General features: G+C 38.6%; 11 protein-coding genes. 10 read left to right on the top strand and 1 reads right to left on the bottom strand.

Annotation, left to right across the window (positions count from 1 at the left end; all coding sequences use genetic code 11):
• The first annotated feature begins 83 nt into the window (after positions 1-83).
• Positions 84-1,880, top strand: coding sequence for a translation elongation factor 4 (gene lepA, locus HCU67_RS04780; RefSeq protein WP_168551432.1), 1,797 nt, complete (start codon positions 84-86; stop codon positions 1,878-1,880).
• Here lepA and HCU67_RS04775 read toward each other — a convergent pair.
• Positions 1,877-3,727: a cation:proton antiporter gene (locus HCU67_RS04775; RefSeq protein ID WP_168551431.1), complete on the bottom strand. Its 1,851-nt coding sequence runs from the start codon at positions 3,725-3,727 to the stop codon at positions 1,877-1,879. The genes lepA and HCU67_RS04775 overlap by 4 nt on opposite strands.
• Before the next feature lie 187 nt (positions 3,728-3,914).
• Here HCU67_RS04775 and HCU67_RS04770 point away from each other — a divergent pair, with 187 nt between their 5' ends.
• The 9 genes from HCU67_RS04770 to HCU67_RS04730 all read left to right on the top strand — a co-directional run bounded on the left by HCU67_RS04770 (position 3,915) and on the right by HCU67_RS04730 (position 19,312).
• A complete protein-coding gene (locus HCU67_RS04770; protein WP_168551430.1) occupies positions 3,915-4,781 on the top strand; it encodes an MBL fold metallo-hydrolase in 867 nt (288 codons plus the stop codon).
• Positions 4,782-4,805: 24 nt separating this feature from the next.
• On the top strand, positions 4,806-6,458 hold the full coding sequence (locus HCU67_RS04765) for a S8 family peptidase (protein ID WP_168551429.1): 1,653 nt from the start codon (positions 4,806-4,808) through the stop codon (positions 6,456-6,458).
• Positions 6,459-6,471: 13 nt separating this feature from the next.
• Positions 6,472-8,313 carry a M1 family metallopeptidase gene (locus tag HCU67_RS04760; protein WP_246865732.1) on the top strand — a complete coding sequence of 614 codons (1,842 nt, stop codon included), beginning with the start codon at positions 6,472-6,474 and terminating at the stop codon, positions 8,311-8,313.
• Positions 8,314-8,376: 63 nt separating this feature from the next.
• Positions 8,377-8,763, top strand: coding sequence for a ribonuclease P protein component (rnpA, locus tag HCU67_RS04755; RefSeq protein WP_168551427.1), 387 nt, complete (start codon positions 8,377-8,379; stop codon positions 8,761-8,763).
• Positions 8,747-10,369, top strand: coding sequence for a S41 family peptidase (locus HCU67_RS04750; protein WP_168551426.1), 1,623 nt, complete (start codon positions 8,747-8,749; stop codon positions 10,367-10,369). Before rnpA ends, HCU67_RS04750 begins: the two co-directional genes overlap by 17 nt.
• A gap of 152 nt (positions 10,370-10,521) precedes the next feature.
• Positions 10,522-15,597, top strand: a complete 5,076-nt coding sequence (locus HCU67_RS04745) for a PAS domain S-box protein (RefSeq protein WP_168551425.1) — start codon at positions 10,522-10,524, stop codon at positions 15,595-15,597.
• A gap of 2 nt (positions 15,598-15,599) precedes the next feature.
• The gene (locus HCU67_RS04740) at positions 15,600-15,992 is read left to right on the top strand and encodes a response regulator (RefSeq protein ID WP_168551424.1); all 393 of its coding nucleotides are present in this window, start codon (positions 15,600-15,602) and stop codon (positions 15,990-15,992) included.
• A gap of 128 nt (positions 15,993-16,120) precedes the next feature.
• A complete protein-coding gene (locus HCU67_RS04735) occupies positions 16,121-17,950 on the top strand; it encodes a PAS domain-containing sensor histidine kinase (protein ID WP_168551423.1) in 1,830 nt (609 codons plus the stop codon).
• 177 nt (positions 17,951-18,127) lie between these two features.
• Positions 18,128-19,312 carry a hypothetical protein gene (locus tag HCU67_RS04730; RefSeq protein WP_168551422.1) on the top strand — a complete coding sequence of 395 codons (1,185 nt, stop codon included), beginning with the start codon at positions 18,128-18,130 and terminating at the stop codon, positions 19,310-19,312.
• The last annotated feature ends 9 nt before the right edge of the window (positions 19,313-19,321 follow it).

Raw genomic sequence — 19,321 nt, 5'->3', positions numbered from 1 at the left:
AGTTGAGCGTTAACCAATATAATTCAAACGCCTGACAAATGAACTATATTTGCAGCCCGTTGCGAAAGATTTGAACAACTGCTATGAAAAACATTCGGAACTTCTGCATAATTGCACATATAGACCATGGTAAAAGTACCCTTGCAGACCGGCTATTAGATTTTACCGGTTCGGTTACGGAACGCGAGAAACAGGATCAATTGTTGGACAATATGGACCTTGAGCGCGAACGTGGTATTACCATTAAAAGTCATGCCATTCAAATGGATTATGTACATAACGGGGAGCCTTTTGTACTTAATTTGATTGACACTCCTGGTCATGTAGACTTTTCATACGAAGTTTCTCGCTCTATTGCAGCTTGTGAAGGAGCTCTTTTGGTGGTGGATGCCGCTCAAAGTATTCAAGCTCAAACTATCTCAAATTTATATTTGGCCTTAGAGCATGATTTAGAAATCATTCCTGTTTTGAACAAGGTTGACCTACCGAGTGCAAATCCGGAAGAAGTAACTGACGACATTGTTGATTTATTAGGCTGTGATCCAGAAGAAGTGATTCCAGCGAGTGCCAAGACTGGAATTGGCATAAAAGATATATTGACGGCAATAATTGATAGAATCCCAGCACCCGAAGGTGATTCTTCCGGTCAATTACAGGCATTGGTTTTTGATTCGGTTTATAACCCTTTTCGAGGTGTAGAAACCTATTTTAGAATTCTAAATGGCGAATTGAAAAAAGGACAAAAAATAAAGTTCATGGCCACTGGAAAGGACTATTTCGCCGATGAAATTGGGACGTTGAAACTCACACAACGTCCTAAACAAATAATTTCAACAGGAGATGTTGGTTATTTAATTACAGGAATCAAAGATGCAAGAGAGGTAAAAGTAGGTGATACCATTACGTTGGCTGAAAACCCTTCACAGGATGCAATTGCAGGATTTGAAGATGTAAAGCCGATGGTTTTTGCTGGGATTTATCCTGTCGACACCGAAGATTTTGAAGAGCTTCGCTCTTCTATGGAAAAGCTTCAATTGAACGATGCCTCACTTGTGTTCACACCGGAAAGTAGTGCAGCACTTGGGTTCGGTTTTCGATGTGGCTTCTTGGGCATGCTACATATGGAAATCATACAAGAACGTTTGGAGCGTGAATTCAATATGACGGTGATTACTACCGTTCCTAACGTAAGCTACCATGCCTTCACCAATAAAAATCCCGATGATGTGGTTATTGTCAACAATCCGACGGATTTGCCAGAGCCTTCAACATTGAACCGTGTTGAAGAGCCTTACATAAAAGCAACTATTATCACCAAATCTGATTTTGTGGGTAATGTCATGTCCCTTTGTATTGATAAACGCGGACAAATAACCAATCAGACCTATTTGACCACGGAGCGTGTCGAATTGAATTTTGATATGCCCCTAGCAGAAATTGTATTTGATTTTTATGATCGTTTGAAAACAGTTTCGAAAGGGTATGCCTCCTTTGACTATTCTCCTATTGGAATGCGCAGCTCTAAATTGGTAAGGGTCGATATTTTATTGAATGGGCAAACGGTTGACGCACTTTCCGCATTGGTCCATGCTGACAATGCCTATAACATCGGGAAAAAAATGTGCGAAAAATTAAAGGAACTGATTCCAAGGCAGCAGTTTGACATACCTATTCAGGCGGCTATTGGGGCCAAAATCATTTCTAGAGAAACCATAAAAGCTCTTCGAAAAGACGTGACCGCAAAGTGTTATGGTGGTGATATTTCTCGTAAACGAAAATTGTTGGAAAAGCAGAAAAAAGGTAAAAAACGAATGCGTCAAGTCGGTAATGTAGAGATACCACAGCAAGCCTTTATGGCCGTTCTTAAGCTGAACGACTAGACGGTCAAATCTTCTTCGTCCTTATCTGCATCAAGAATTTTACCCATGTAGACCAACTTATAACCCTCGGTTATATCTTGGAATTCCTTGCTGAATGATGGTATTATTTTTAAATCACCGTCAGGGTCTTTCAAAAAGATTGGCACGGTATTTTTATCCGCCTTGGTGATTTCAATCAACGCATCGTATTGCTCTTTGCTTTCAATATCAATCTCGTTAATTGAAGGATAGTTCCTCGCGGCATCAGTAAGTTTTATGAAATCATCAGTATGCGAAAAAAGGCCCTCTTCAGGGTTGTTCTCAGGATCGTTCATCTCATCTGCATCTATCAATCTAAATGATCCATTTTCCCCAAAATTTTTGGTGAATTTTTCAATTGCATATTTATTGATATCGGCATTACCGGTCATGGCCATAACATAGCCAACATCACTTAATTCAATATAGTCTGATAGGGAATCGGAATAAATGTTTGCCGTAAAGGCCTCCAAGCCTAATTTTTTCGATTTATCAATATTGGTTTGGTTGTTATCAATCAATACAACATGCCTCTTGTTCTTTTTGAGGTAGCTGCCAATCAAACGAGAAATTTTCGAGGCTCCAATAATTAAAATTCCTTCTGATTTGGTTAGGAACACACCGATTAATTTGGCAAAGATTCGAGCCGTAGTTGCGTTGAAAAGAACCGTGCCCAATACTATCATAAAAACCAAGGGTGTAATATATTCCGCTCCGGCGACCCCATTGGCCAATAGTTTTGAGCCAAATAGTGATGCGATACCTGCAGCGACTATACCTCGAGGTCCAACCCATCCTATAAACAGTTTTTCATTCCATTTAAGGTCTGAGCCCCATGAGCTTATAAATACGCCTATGGGTCGAATCAAGAAGACTACAATTAAAAATAGCCAGGCCGTGTTCCAAGTCTTCAATAATTCTAAATCTTGTATGTTGATGTTGGCTGCAAGTAAGATGAATAAAATTGAAATCAATAAAACACTTAACGACTCCTTGAAATAAAGCAGTTCTTTTAAGTTGGGCAATTTCATATTGCCCAATACCATACCCATGACCACAACGGCCAATAGACCCGATTCATGTGCGAATATGTCAGACTCAACGAAGACCAATAAGACTGCCGAAAGCGAAACTACATTCAAAAGGTAGTGTGGTATCCAATCTTTCTTTATCGCAAAAGCAAGTGCATGAGCAAAGGTGAAACCAAAAGTAGTACCAAAAAGTAGAATTTTTCCAAATTCAATAAGGGCGGTCTGGGTGTATCCTGTTCCCCCTCCAACGCTAATAAACTCAAATACCAATACAGCAACCAGGGCTCCAATCGGATCAATTAATATACCTTCCCATTTCAATACTGTCGAAACATCTTTTTTAAGGGGAATATTTCTCAAAATTGGGGTGATTACCGTGGGGCCTGTAACTATAATTAAGGCAGAAAATAAAAAAGAGAGTTGCCAAGAAAGACCGAAAATGTAATGCGCAGCAATTCCAGCACCAAAAAAAGTGACTATTGAACCAACGGTTATCAATTTGGTTATAACCGGGCCTACATTTGAAATTTCTGCTCTTTTTAAGGTCAGGCCCCCTTCGAACAGAATAATACTAATGGCAAGCGAAACAAAATAATAAAGACCTTCACCAGGAAAAAGCCCTTTGGTACCGTTCCAGATGGGTTCAATCAACTTTGAACCATCTTCGGTGTAAAGGGTGGCTATAGGACCGACCAATAGACCAATTAGAATTAGTGGTAAAATTGCAGGTAGCTTTAGTCGCCAAGCTACCCACTGCGCCACAATTCCTAAAATTATTATCCCGGCTAATTCAACCATAAATTCATTTTTACGAAAAATACTGTTTTTATTTCAATCCTCCTTTTAAGAAGTTCGTAGGCGCATTTTGTCTTCTTCCAAGCTTATTTTACTTCTTTTGAATTCTGTTAAAAATCGACTAATAATTCAGTGTTTATAAGGCTGTTAGCAATCTGTTCCTTATTTTGCGCGACCTTTTCTGAAGTTGATGACCCTGTACCCCATTGAAGCTGGAAATTTTAAATTGGACGGAGGTGCCATGTTTGGTGTTGTCCCAAAAGGGTTATGGTCACGTACCAATCCGGCTGATGAAAACAACCAAATTGACATCGCGGCCCGATGCCTATTAATTGAAGATGGCGATCGTCTAATTTTAATTGACACAGGAACAGGAAACAAGCAATCGGCTAAATTCTTTAGTTATTATAACCCTTGGGGGGATCATAATATTGATGCTTCTTTAAAGGTTCATGGCTTTCATCGTGATGATATTACCGATGTTTTTTTAACCCACCTCCACTTTGATCATTGTGGTGGTTGTATTCAATGGAACAATGACAGAACAGGATACGAGCCCGCTTTTAAAAATGCACGATTTTGGACCAACCAAGATCATTGGCAGTGGGCAACCGAACCAAATGCTCGGGAAAAAGCATCATTTCTAAAAGAAAACTTGTTTCCAATGCAAGAATGTGGCCAGCTTAACTTCATCGAGAGAAATGGCGAAGCATTTAAAGAAAAATCGGAGTTGGGATTTGGCATTTTGTTTGTAGACGGGCACACCGACAAACAGATGATACCGCATATCAAATACAAGGGAAAAACTTTGGTCTATATGGGTGATTTGATTCCTACAGTTGGTCATTTGCCCGTGCCATATGTTATGGGCTATGATACTAGACCCTTGTTGACCCTAGAAGAAAAAAGTGCCTTTTTGAACGAAGCCGTGTCCAATGAGTATGTGCTATTTTTTGAACATGACGCCCATAATCAACTATGTACATTGAAACAAACCGAAAAAGGTGTTCGTCTTGACGAAATACACACCTTTGATGAAATATTCAGCCTACAGTAAAGTTTTCGTAATAAATTATAATACATGAAGATTATATCCATTTCTAAATTTTCGATAATTGTTTTTTCAACCATTTTTTTGGTTGGTTGTGGTGCCACAACATTGGTAACCACTCCTGTTGAAAACATCGACACAATTCCGCTTAAGATTTCAGAGCTGTCTGAAGAAGAAAAGAAAAATTGGGGGCACGCAGATCTGTTGACCGATACCATACCTGGTATGAGTGTTGATAAGGCCTACAGTGAAATCATTAAAAACAAAAAAGGGAAAACCGTTATCGTTGCAGTACTTGACTCTGGTATCGATCTAGACCACGAAGACTTAGATGGTGTTTTATGGAGAAATTCCGATGAACGCCCAGGAAACGGAATCGATGATGATAAAAATGGATATGTTGATGACATTCACGGTTATAATTTTTTAGGCGAATCGTATAACGAACAATTGGAATATGTTAGAATGCTGCGCCTTGGTATCGGAGATGCACAAACACAAGCAAAAGCCAAGGCTAAACTAGAACAGGACTACAACGAGGCCCAACAAAATAAACAGCAATTCGAAGAAGCGCTACAAATGGTTTCGGGCGCGAACGTGGCTGCGAAAAAAGAATTGGGTAAAGAAAAATACACCAAAGAAGATGTTGCAAGTATCGAACCCAAAACTGAAGAAATGCAAAGGAACAAAGCCGTTTTACAGCACTTCTTTCAGTTCACCGATGATATGGATGAATTCATTGAAGACCAATTGGAGGCTGGTGTCGAGTACTACGCCGAGCAGCTGAACTACAACCTAAATTTAGAATTTGAAGGAAGGTCTGTTGTGGGTGACAAGCCCTATGATTTTTCTGATAAGTCCTACGGAAATGGGAATCCTGATAGCCGATTGGAAGACGAAAGTCACGGTACCCATGTTGCTGGAATCATTGCTGCAGAACGCAATAACGGCAAGGGTATAAATGGTGTTGCGAATAATGTGAAAATAATGAGTATTCGTGCCGTGCCAAATGGTGATGAGTACGACAAGGATATCGCTTTGGGTATTCGTTATGCCGTTGACAACGGTGCCCGAATCATCAATTGTAGTTTCGGAAAATCATTCTCGCCAAATGCTGAATGGGTTTGGGAAGCCATTGAGTATGCAGCTTCAAAAAATGTATTGATAGTTCACGCCGCTGGTAATGATAGCAACGATATTGATTTGGCCCGTAATCCAAATTATCCAAACGACCATAAATACACCGATACCGAAATAGTTGACAATGTAATTGAAGTAGGGGCTTTAGCACCTTCGTACGGTTCCAAAATGGTTGCAGTATTTTCAAATTATGGCCAACAAAATGTTGATGTCTTCGCGCCCGGAGGTGAGATTTATTCCACAATGCCGAACAACAAGTATGAATTTCAAGGAGGAACCTCAATGGCTGCTCCTGCCGTTGCAGGTGTCGCGGCATTGGTCATGTCGCACTATCCTTCATTGAGCGCTGCCCAAGTAAAGCAAGTGTTAATGCAGTCCGGGCTCGCCTCAAAAGCTTCGGTTATCCTTGGCGGCGATGCTTCCAATTCAAAAAAATTCTCAGAAATATCCAAATCGGGAAAAATGGTCAATGCCTACAACGCCTTGTTGTTGGCAGAACAGTTGGCAAAAGGAAAAACTTCATTAGGTTTAAACGCAGAATAATATTATGGGAAAAATGGTCAAGAAAATCGTTCTAACGCTGTTTTTGGGAATTAATTTTTTAATTGCCCAAAACACTGAATACTGGCAACAACACGTAGACTATACAATGGATGTAGCTATGAACGTTGAAAATTATCAATACGACGGTACCCAAAAATTGGTCTACACCAATAATTCCCCCGACACCTTAAATCGGGTGTATTACCATTTGTATTTCAATGCTTTTCAACCTGGAAGCGAAATGGACATTCGTTTGCAAACAATTCAAGACGGTGACGGTAGAATGATGAACGAGGGGGCCAGCAGAATCGCTACGCTTACAGCTAATGAAATAGGTTATTTACATGTTCAGTCCCTTACACAAAATGGTAAGGCCGTCAAGTTCAACGAAGAAGAGACCATATTGGTTGTTGATTTGGCTGAGCCTATCTTGCCTGGTGGTACTGCAACTTTCGATATGGAATTCAAGGGTCAAGTGCCCCTACAAATTCGTCGTTCGGGCAGAAACAACCGTGAGGGCGTGGCGCTTTCGATGACACAATGGTACCCTAAAATGGCAGAATATGATTTTGAAGGATGGCACCCAAATCCCTATATCGCAAGAGAATTTCATGGGGTATGGGGTGATTTCGATGTAAAAATCACCATTGACAAAGAGTACGTAATCGGTGGTACCGGTTACCTACAGAACCCAAATGAAATCGGTCATGGCTACGAAGCTCCAGAAACAAAAGTTAAGACTAAAGGCAAAACCTTAACTTGGCATTTTAAGGCACCCATGGTTCACGATTTTGCTTGGGGTGCAGATTCAGAATATGTACATGACATCGTTGAAATGGAAAACGGACCCGACCTTCATTTTTTCTATAAAGACAACGATGAAATTCGAGAAAATTGGAAAAATCTACAGCCTAAAACAGTTGCTGCCATGGAGTTCTTCAACAAAAATGTTGGTGAATATCCATACGAGCAATATTCTGTGATTCAAGGTGGTGACGGTGGTATGGAATATGCAATGTGCACCTTAATAACGGGTGAGCGTTCCTTTGGCAGTTTGGTAGGTGTTATGGTTCATGAGATGGCGCATTCATGGTTCCAGCATGTTTTGGCGACCAATGAATCGAAACATTCTTGGATGGATGAAGGTTTTACCTCCTTCATCAGTAGTCTTTGCATGAACCAAATTATGGAACAGGGCAAGGAAAATCCGTTTGAGGGTTCTTACAAAGGCTATTTTAACTTGGTGAGATCAGGATTTGAACAACCACAAACGACACACGCCGATCGTTATGACAAAAATTTCGCTTATGGTGTTGCCGCCTATAGCAAAGGTTCTATTTTTCTTGCGCAGTTGGGCTATGTGATTGGACAGGATAAATTAATGGAATCGCTTCGCAAATATTATTCAGATTTTAAATTCAAACATCCCACACCGAATGATATTAAGCGAACTGCAGAAAAGGTTTCAGGTATTGAATTGGATTGGTACCTAACAGATTGGACCCAAACCACCAACACTATTGACTACGGCGTAAAAGAAGTAGTTGCAGACGGTAACAAAACAAAGATTGTATTGGAACGAAAAGGACTTATGCCAATGCCTCTGGATATTCTTGTTGTAGATACAGAAGGAAATTCTTCTATCTATTATGTTCCGCTTCGAATGATGCGTGGTGAAAAAGTAAACCCTTATCCGAGTTTGGATAGAACCGTTTCAGAAGACTGGCCATGGGCATATCCCACTTACGAATTGATTTTGGATATGCCATTGGAAAATTTGGCAGGCCTTAATATTGACCCATCGCAATTGATGGCTGATATAGAACGTACCAATAATATCTGGCAGGCAGAATAAGGCCTATTAAAAGCATTATACATCCGCCATGGTTCTTCTTTGGCGGATTTTTTAATTTTAAACATGGATTTTTCCTTTCCTAAAAACGAGCGTATCAAAAGCAAAAAGCTAATGGAGGCGATATTTACTGAAGGGAAAAACCTCAACAATTTTCCACTTAAACTAATTTACCTCCCTTCGGATTTTGATGATGATACACAGTTCAAGGTAGCTGTTGTTGCGCCCAAAAGGAACTTCAAAAAAGCAGTGGATAGAAACCGTATCAAACGCCTAATGCGCGAAGCCTATCGGCTTAATAAAGGAGTGATTTTTAACAATAGCGAAAGAGACTTTGCGTTGGTCTTTTTATACCTTGGAAAGGAAATGCCCGATTTTCAATTGATGGAGTCGAAAATGACGGGACTATTGGAGAAGTTCCTTAAAAAAATAGCAAATGAAGAAGCAGTTTAAAATTCTAATACCGGTGGTGGCCCTTTTTGTTTTGGTCAGCACTTCAGCATTTAAAAGTGATTTCTTTGAAATCGCAAAGCAGATAGAAATTTTCACTACACTGTTCAAAGAGTTGAACATGAACTATGTTGATGAGACCAATCCTGCCGAGCTGATGGATTCTGCAATCAAAAACATGCTTGATGAACTTGACCCTTATACCCGTTTTTTAAATGAGCAAGATGTTGAAGAATATAGAATAAACAACGCTGGGGAATATTCGGGTATTGGCGCACGGGTAAGAACCTATGATGACAGATTGGTCATTGTAGAACCCTACAAAGATCTACCCGCAGACAAAGCAGGGCTCAAGGCTGGTGATGTAATAGTGCAAATTGGAGATATAAAAGTTGCTGATTTTGATGATAATGCAAGCGAATTGCTCAAAGGTGCCGATGGCACTTCGGTTGAAGTAGTTTTAAAAAGGCAGGGCAAAGAAATGACGAAAACCGTAAATCGGGGATCTGTTGAAATTGATGCTGTGCCATTTTATGGTATGGTGAATGACAAAACCGGTTACATTGTGCTATCTAAATTCAATAAAAAAGCCTCTAGTGAGACACGCAGTGCTATGCAAGATTTGAAAGGCAAAGGGGCTGAAAGGCTTATTCTCGATTTAAGGGGCAATCCAGGAGGTTTGTTATCAGAAGCCATAAATGTGACCAATTTATTTGTCGACAAGGGCGAGCTTATCGTTACCACCAAATCAAAAGTCAAAAAGTTCAATCGCGAATACAAGACCAAACAAAAAGCTGAGGATTTGGAAATTCCAGTGGTTGTTTTAATTGATGGTAAAAGCGCCTCTGCCAGTGAAATTGTTTCGGGTAGCCTTCAAGATTTGGATCGCGCTGTCGTGATGGGAGCCCGCAGTTTTGGAAAGGGTTTGGTACAACGACCTTTAAAATTGACCTATGGCACACAACTTAAGGTTACCATTTCAAGATATTACACTGCTTCTGGTCGATGCATCCAATCATTGGATTATTGGAACCGTGATGAAAAGGGCAATGCAGTACGCAATACCCAATTTAATCAATTTAAAACGCGAAATGGTCGTACTGTGGAAGATGGTGGTGGTGTGTTACCCGATGTTCAGGTCGCTTCATTAAAAAGTAATGAGTTGATCAAAGCTTTAGACCAAAACCACGTGATTTTTGATTACGTGACCGATTTCTACTTTAAAAACGAAATACGTGACTTAAGCGATTTTAATTTTACTGATACCCAATACAACGATTTTAAGAATTACGTCAAAAGCAAAGGCTTTTCGTTCAAGACCAAAACAGAGCTTTCACTGGAAAAAACACTTCAAGACGATCAAGAACTCTTTGGGTCAGCTGTAGGCGAAGAGTACAAAAACTTATTGAAGGCTATCAATGAAGGCAAATTAAATGCGCTTGACACCTACAAAACGGAAATCTCAAAACTAGTAGAAGATGAAATCGTTAAGCGTTATTTCTACCGCGAAGGGCTTTACGAGCATTATCTAAATAATGATGAGGCCATTTTAACTGCTTCAAAACTATTATCAAATACTACTGATTATAGCAAGTTGCTGAAACCTTAGGTTGTATTTTATTGAATTTTCCTACAGAATTTGTAAATTAGAAGGACGAACCAATTAAAGCCTTTCGTATTTCAACTGAAAATATAAAAGGAGCCAAGCCTAAAAGTAAAACTACCCCATCACAATTCAAAAATGTTCCTACCCATAATTTTATGGTTGTAGGCATTGGCGCCAGTGCTGGAGGTATAGCACCTTTATGCGCTTTTTTTCGACAAATTCCACCGAAAATTGAAGCAAGTTTCATAGTTGTTTTACACCAGAGTCCCAGTTCCGAAAGCAGTCTTGACGAATTATTGAAAAAAGTTACAAGAGTTCCTGTTCAAAGAATCTCAAAAGACACCCAACTTCAGGAGGGTTATATATACGTAATCAACCCTTCATTCGATGTAGCACTCGAAGGTAAAAACCTGGTCTTGAAAACTAAATCCAAAACTAGAAGGTCTCAAAAAAATATTGACACCTTTTTTGTTTCATTGGCCAAAACCCAAAAAAACAAATCCATTGCAATCTTACTCAGCGGAATGGGAACTGACGGAGTTGAGGGCATACGTGCAATACATAATTCTGGTGGATTGGTTTTAACGCAAAGTGTGCAAGAAGCTCAATTTACCGGTATTATTTCTGCGGCAAACCAAACCGGCCTTGTCAATGCTTCGTTTTATGCGCAGGAATTGGCACAAGAGGTCTTGGAAAATATTTATAACCCAAATAAAAATAGTTCTTTAGAACGGCAGATATATCTTCAAACCTCCAGTTATGAAAAGCTTTTAAATCATATAAAAACTACGGTTCACGTTGATTTTTTTGGTTACAAAAAACCAACTTTAGTTAGAAGACTCTCAAGACGCTTAACCCTGAAAGGGTATACGGGTTTTGAGGCTTATTTAAATGAAGCTTTCACCTCTAGGAAAGAAACCCTTGAATTGACCAAGGATCTTCTTATTAATGTAACTGAATTCTTTAGAGACCCAGCATTATGGCATTACATTAAAGATGAGCTCATACCAAAAGAAGTCAATGGTTTGGTCAACGGTACCTCTTATAAGATTTGGTGCATGGCCTGCAGTACCGGCGAAGAAGCTTACTCTATTGCCATGCTCTTCCACGAAGAGTTCAAAAGACAGAACAAAGCGCTAATCGATTTTAAGATTTTTGCAACGGACATCTCTGGAATTAATGTGGAAAATGCGTCGAAGGGCATCTATTCTAAGGAACAATTAAGCACAATTAGCCAATTTGTCAAAGGCTCGTATTTTCAACCACTACAAAACGATAAACTCAAGATTAAAGAAGAAATAAGGCGGTATTTGGTCTTTAGCGAGCACAACCTTCTTAGCAGCCCACCGTTTCGAGGTATGAACATGGTGTTTTGCCGCAATCTTCTAATTTACTTGAATGATAATTCTAAGGAATATGGCCTAGGATTGGCCCAATATTCACTAAAAAAAGATGGGTTCCTGGTTTTGGGAAAAAGTGAAAGCTTAGGAAAATTAAACCCCTTGTTCAAGACAGTGAATGCTGCTGAGAAAATCTTTAAAAACCTAACGAAATCAAAGAGTATTAAATCACCAAGAAGAACTTTAATACACAATGGTTTAAATACCCCTACCCAAAAAAAATCTATGCAATCTAAATCCAACTTTCCTAGTGAATCAGCAATGACCACGTTATTCACAAAAGAACTTGGTTTTACCAGTATTTATATCGATTCAGAGCTAAATATTATCAAGGCCAATGGAGATTTAAAAAAGTATCTGGAATTACCAGAAGATGGCTTTTCGCATTCCCTCAACGATTTGATGCCGAATGAACTGCGAACTGAAATTACGTTGGCACTTATTCAAGCAGAGAAAAATGCTCAAAACGTAACTATTGAAAATGTCATTTTACCAAATTTTGAAGCTGGCGGCGCTGTTGATGTATTGATCATCCCAAGTGAAAAGCTAGAGATTTCCAATGATGGAAATTTTATGGTCGTTTTTATACCCAGAAAAGTAGATAAAAGAGAAACCAGTTTTATTTCGCATCAAGTCGACAATGAATTCAGTTCCAATGTTGAGTTATTGCAGAAAGAACTTGCCGAGGCCCGCACTAATCTTTTGGCCCTTAAACAGCAAATCGCAATACAGAAAGAACAACTACAAAGTTCAAATGAAGAATTACTGGCCACCAATGAAGAGCTACAAAGCACCAATGAAGAACAGCAAAGTACGAATGAAGAACTACACTCTGTAAATTCAGAATTAGGACAAAAGCTACAAGAGTTAGCAGTGGCCAACTCAACCATTGACAGTATTTTAAAAAGTACTGAAATCACAACTTTGGTGCTCACAAAAGACTTTAAGTTAAAATCGATTACCCCGAATATTCGAGAAATATTCAATATCAATCCAAGTGATTTGGGCCGGTCACTTTCAGATTTCACCCACCATTTAACCAATGATACGATAGATGAATTGTTGGATAATTGCAAAAAGGTACTAAAATCAGGTAAGCCGCGGCAAAAGGAAGTAACCCATCAAAATAACAAACATTACTTACAACGGATTACGCCATTTATCAATCATGAAAACCAAGTTGAAGGCCTAGTGGTAACTTTTGTTGATATCACTGCTCAGAAAGAAATCGAGTACCAACTTAGAGATCGAGAGGCGCAGCTCAATGTACTGTTTAACAAGTCGCCTGATATTACAATTGCCTTGAATCGAGAAGGAAAACTAATTCGATTCAATGAACAGTTCTTACAGAAATTGGGGTATGATAAAACTGAATCGTTGGTTGGACAACCAATGGTTCAATTTATTCATGAAGACAGTCATCACGTTTTTGAGAATGACTTTAGTTCGGTTATGAAGGGTAAGGCCATAAAAGAATCAAAGGCCTACTTGAAAACAAAGGCTGGTGAAAAAATACCTGTCTTAGCAGATGCAAATCCCATTTTCAATGAAGAGGGTAAATTAGAATTTGCACTGGCGAGTTTAAAAGACATATCGCTATTGGAAAATGCACAAAAAGAACTTGAAGAAACCAGAGAAGAATACAAAGCTCTTTTTGATCATGCTCCAGATATGTTTTTTGCGGTTAATGAAGATGGTATAGTCACCAACTGTAATAACCAGGCAGCAGAAACTTTAGAATATCATAGCGCCGATGAAATTATAGGTAAACATATAGCTGCACTATTACCAACGGACTTTGATTTTAAACAGTTGGAAAAAGAATTCAAAAATGTACTAGAGGGTATACCACAAAAAGATCTGGATTATGTGGGCTTGACTAAAACTGGGAAACAAATCCCAGTCAAAGTAAACACCAAAACCATTTTCAATCCTGATGGAAGTTTCAAAAGTTCACTAGGTTCTTGGCGCGATATGAGGGCTGTAGTTGCCGCAGAAAAAGAGCTTGAAAAAACACGACAAGACTATAAAAAGTTATTTGACAATACCCCTGGGTTCTTAATTGTTGTAGACCCTGAAACAAGACTAATTGATTGCAATGACGATTTCATTGAACAAATGGGCTTTGAAAATAAAGAAAGCCTATTGGGCAAAAGAATGTCAGATTTTATGGACCCGGAATCGGTCAATGAAATTCGCAAAAACCTTCACAAAGTTTTAAATGGCGAAAAACTTAAAGACGTTACTCGGAAATTTGTTTCTCAAAACGGAGAGATTATCATCGCTTATGGAACAATAACCCCGATTATGAACGAAGATGGCGCCGTAAAACAGTTAATAGGATCTTTTGAAGATATAACCGAACTGCAGAAATCACAAAACTTGCTCCAAACCCAAATGCAGGCCTTTGAAGAAGCCACAGATGGGTTTTACGATTGGAAAATTACCGAAAACACTATTTACACTAGTAAAAGCATCAAAGATTGGTTTGGATATGAAGAGCATGAAATGCCCAATACCTTTAACAGCTGGCGCAAACTAATGGTAAAAGAAGACCTTGAAAAGATGGACGCAAGTCTAGAAAAACACTTTAGAAGCAAAGGGATAGTACCTCATATAGTCAATGAAAGATACCAGCATAAAGATGGAAGTATGGTGCACCTACAAGCCCGTGGTAAAGTTATTGAGTGGGACGAAAACGACAACCCAATTCGTATGGTGGGCAGTCATACAAATATGACCAAATTGCTGAAATTACCCTTATTAGAACAAAAACTTGTAGACCGAAATAAGGCCTTTGAACAGGTACTTGAAAGCACCATGATCGGTTTTTGGGATACCAATTTTAAGAATGGAACAACGTATTTAAGCCCAACCTATAAAAAAATGTTTGGTTATGAAGAAAATGAGTTGACCAAACCAGATGACTGGCAAAAAATCATGCACCCAGAAGATTTAATGGTGGTTACAGCAGCTTTTCAAGAGCATTTTGATAGTAAAGGAGAAATCCCCTATGCCAAAGAACTACGTTTCTTTCACAAAGAAGGTGCCATTATTAATGTTTGGTGTAAGGGAAAGGTCATCGAATGGGATGAAAACGACCAGCCGGTGCGTATGCTCGGTACCCATGTTGATATTACACCAATCAAAAAATTGGCAGACAGTAATAGAGAGCTAGAACGATTTGCCTACGTCGCCAGCCACGATCTCCAAGAACCCTTGCGTACAGTAAATGATTTTGTAAAATTGTTTAAAGAGGAATACGGTGATACATTAGAAAAAGAGGGGGTCATTTATTTGGATTTCATACAAAGCGCAGCAGTACGAATGCGAAATTTGGTCACCGGTATTTTAGAGTACTCTAAAATAAAGGGAGACATCAAACATGAAAAGGTAGATCTTGATAAAGTTGTCGAAGAGGTGCTACTAGACCTTCAAATCAAAATTGACGATTTAAAGGCTACCGTTGAGATCTCAGAGTTACCCGTTATCAATGGTAATGCCATCGAATTGCATTCCTTATTTTTAAATTTGATAAGCAATGCCTTAAAATTTGTAGACAAGAACAAAGCTCCTGAAATCTTAATAAAAGTATCAAGGGCCAGTGATAAATTTCAGTTTTTGGTTCAAGACAATGGTATTGGAATCAAACCAGAACATCAAGAAAAAATATTTGATATTTTCATGAGGTTGCATAGCGACGAATCTTTCCATGGAACAGGTATAGGTTTGGCCCATTGTAAAAAAATAGTAGAATTGCATGGTGGAAACATTTGGGTTGAATCTAAACCTAGTAAGGGCAGTAAATTTTACTTTACTTTAAAAGCATAACTATGGTAAACAATGTACTATTAGTCGATGATAACAGGGCCACAAACTTTATTCATGAAAAGTTTATCGCCAAGTCTGGTAAAGCCAAAGAAGTCAATTGTTTTATGGCTGGACAAAGAGCCCTTGAATATTTGGAACAGACCAACAATTTTCCTGAGTTGATATTTCTTGACATCAACATGCCTACCATGGATGCCTGGGAGTTTTTGGAGCGCTACCGTTCAATAGCAAACAAGGAGCAAGCAAAATTATTCCTATTGACCACAAGCATAAGTCCGCAAGATGAAGCAAAGAAAAAAGACTTTCCAGAAGTTGAGGAAATGTTATATAAACCCTTGGATGTCAAAATATTCAATCATATTGTAACCAAATATTTTCCTGCTCCAACGACTTAAATTTTTTAGGTTGTTCATCGATCAGACTTCATTTTGGTCTATCTACACATCGCTAAGCGAGTACTTCACAACATATTTTATCTGTATAACTTTTCTTACAATAAATTCAACAGATTAAGACAAATATTATGGAAAATCTGGCTATCCCAAGCCCCAAGACTACGAATTGGGTTCATGATGTTCCTTCGTTTACAGCTATTGTCGATAAAGACCTCAATCTTGTCGACGCTTCAATGGGTTGGTTCAAACACTCCAATTTAGATAGGGAAAATGCCATAGGAAAACGCATTTATGATTTAGTTGAGCATATTGATGAAACTTGGGAAGATAGTTTTGAATATGCCTTAGAGGGTGTAAACGACATAAAACTCGTCGATAAAAAAGCAGGCAATTCGAATTCCGCAAGTAGTTTTGTTTGGCACCTTAACCCTTGGAAAGATGGTTACGGACATACTGTAGGATTGGTAATTACCATAAAAGAGCAACAAAAACAAGCGTCTCAATTTATTGATGAAGCTTCGTTGAAAGCCATATTTGAAAATAATAAGGACAGCATTATTGCCAGTTGGGAATATCGAATTGATGAGAACCAAATGTTCTGGTCAAACGAATTTAGAAATCTACTGGCGCTACCAGAGCAAATAGCTCCTTCATTAAGAAAATCCCTGACCTTTATTGAAAACAATAAAGACCAATTATTGCTAAATGCAGCCATTAAAAGAGCCCTGACCTCGGGTACTCCATGGGACATAGATCTAACGCTAAAAGACTTAAACGAAAACAAACTTCGATTAAATCTTATAGGTCGGCCCAAGTTTAAGAATGGAAAATGTACCCGAATTCTAGGGGTGTTACAGAAAAAAAATCTCACAGAAAAAAAAGAGACGCCAAAACCCGAAAAACCATTTGAAATTGAGTTTTTTAATAGTGTTCCTACAAACCTAGTGTTGTTGAATTTGAAAACAGGCAAGATAGTTCAGGCCAACAATCATTTATTGGCTTTTCTTGGAAAAACCCAAGGTTTTTTTAAAGGCAAAAACTACAGCCATTTTATTTCGCTTGATAAGCATCTTGACACTGTAATCAATGAATCCTTACGAACAAGGTTTGGATTCAACAATATCGAACTACAGGTTTTTAATAAAAACATTGGGCGTTATACCTTTTTGGTTTCAGGCAACCTCATTACAGTTGAGGGTCAAAAATTATTATTGGTGTCGTGCCAAGATGCTACACGGTCTACAGAAGTTGAACAACATTTTTCCAGCAGTTTAAAAGAAGCTAATAATGAAATAGAAAAAATGGTCCATTTTGCCCACTTGGTTTCCCACGACCTTAAGGCACATACTACCAATTTTGGATTGTTACTCAACTTTTTAAATACAGAAGAGGATGAATTAGAACGAAAAAATTTAATTCAAATGCTTTTTCAATCCACTGATAATTTGACCGACACCATTAAGGGTTTGCGTGAATTAGTAGCAATTAAGCACCAAGAAAACACAAAGAAGAAGAAGTTGAACCTTAATGATTTCGTGTACAAGGTGCTACAAATAAACAACGGGGTCATTAAAAAGAAAAATGCAAAAATTCACAATGAAATAGACGACTCGGTCATGGTCAACGCCATACCAGCATATCTTGAAAGTACCCTGTCAAATCTGGTACTCAATGGTCTGCGGTTTCTGAACAACAACGAAAGACCTGTATTGATTTTAAGTGCCGAAGCCAACAAAAAATATACGGTCTTTTCCATCGAAGATAATAGCATGGGTATTGATTTGGACGAAGAGGCTGACAAGGTTTTTGGGCTCTATAAAAAACTTAAAAACATGGGCGACTCAACCAGTATGGGGTTATACCTTACCAAATACCAAATTGAGCTGATGGGTGGTCGTATTGAAGTCGAAAGTGCAAAAGGTGAAGGGAATGTTTTTAAAGTCTATTTTCCCGTATAATCCACTCGCAAATTCTTCAACTTGTTTAAAATTGCAGCGAATGCTGCAATTTTTTTTGCTCGATTTTGAAGGTTCGTTTTAGACCGCACATTTCATTTGTAAGTAATACAATCATCCCATCAAATTGCTCAGTCAAATATTTTTACCTTTAAAAACTTACTTTCAGAAATTTTATGCATGCGATTTAGTGGTTTGGTCTTCTGTTTTCTTTTCATTTTTCAACTAGCCATTTCACAGCAGAATTTGAAAAAGGGTCAAATTATAGACTCCATTGCTGTCTCCAATACCCAAAATGAAACATTTGCACTCTATTTGCCGCAGTCTTATGATGAAACCAAACTGTCGCCCATTTTATTTGTATTTGAACCTGCCGCTAGGGGAAGTTTGGGCGTTGAAGTTTTTAGAGAAGCTTCTGAGAAATATGGTCATATAATTATTTGTTCCAATAATGCCAAGAACGGTTCATATGAACGCAACTTTGCGATTGCCGACAACTTATTCAAGCATATTTTTTCCAATTTCAATATCGATGCCGATAAAATGTTCCTCGCGGGGTTTTCTGGAGGTTCAAGATTAGCCGCAGCAATTGCCACCCTAACCAATAGTTTTAAAGGTGTGATTGCTTGTGGGGCAGGATTTTCTGGGAACGCTTCACATGTTCCGATAAGCCCAAACTTCACCTATGTCGGCCTCTGTGGTGATGAAGATTTCAACTATCGAGAAATGATTAGAAATAAGGCCTATCTCGATAGGTTCAAGTTCAAAAACACCTTGATTACGTTCGAAAGTGGGCATCGTTGGCCCGACAGTAAACAAATTGAACGGGCCTTTCGTTGGTTGACCGTTCAAGAAAATACATTTCCCAATAGCGAGGATTTTATTAAAAAAAGTTACTTGCTTGACTTAGAGCAGGCGAAAACTTTTGAAAATTCTGGTAGAGTTTTGAAGGCGTTGGAAAACTATCAAAGAATCATAAGCCTTTATGGTGGGAAGATAGGATTGGATAGTGTTAAAGCCAAATACAATGAGCTCTTTAATTTAAAGGCAAGTAAACAACTTCTAAAATCACGTGATTTGGCCTTTGAGGCAGAATCTAAAGCCATTGAAAAGTACATAGCAAGAGTAGATGCCGATTTGAAAAAGCCCGAACGGGCCAATTTGGATTGGTGGCAAAAGGAAATGAACAAATTGGATAAAATATCACACGGAAAAGATGAGCAATTTGGCAAGATGGTTTTTAGGGTCAAATACACAATTTTCGCAATGCTTTTTGAACGACAAAATCGAAATCCGAATGATTGGAGTGCAGCAAAAGATGAGCTTAGTAAAAAAATTCGCAATATTATTTACCCAAAAAGCTAAGAGAAGATT

It is taken from the genome of Croceivirga thetidis (assembly GCF_012272815.1).
Classification (GTDB): Bacteria; Bacteroidota; Bacteroidia; order Flavobacteriales; family Flavobacteriaceae; genus Croceivirga; species Croceivirga thetidis.
This window is presented reverse-complemented; position numbering and strand designations above follow the sequence as displayed.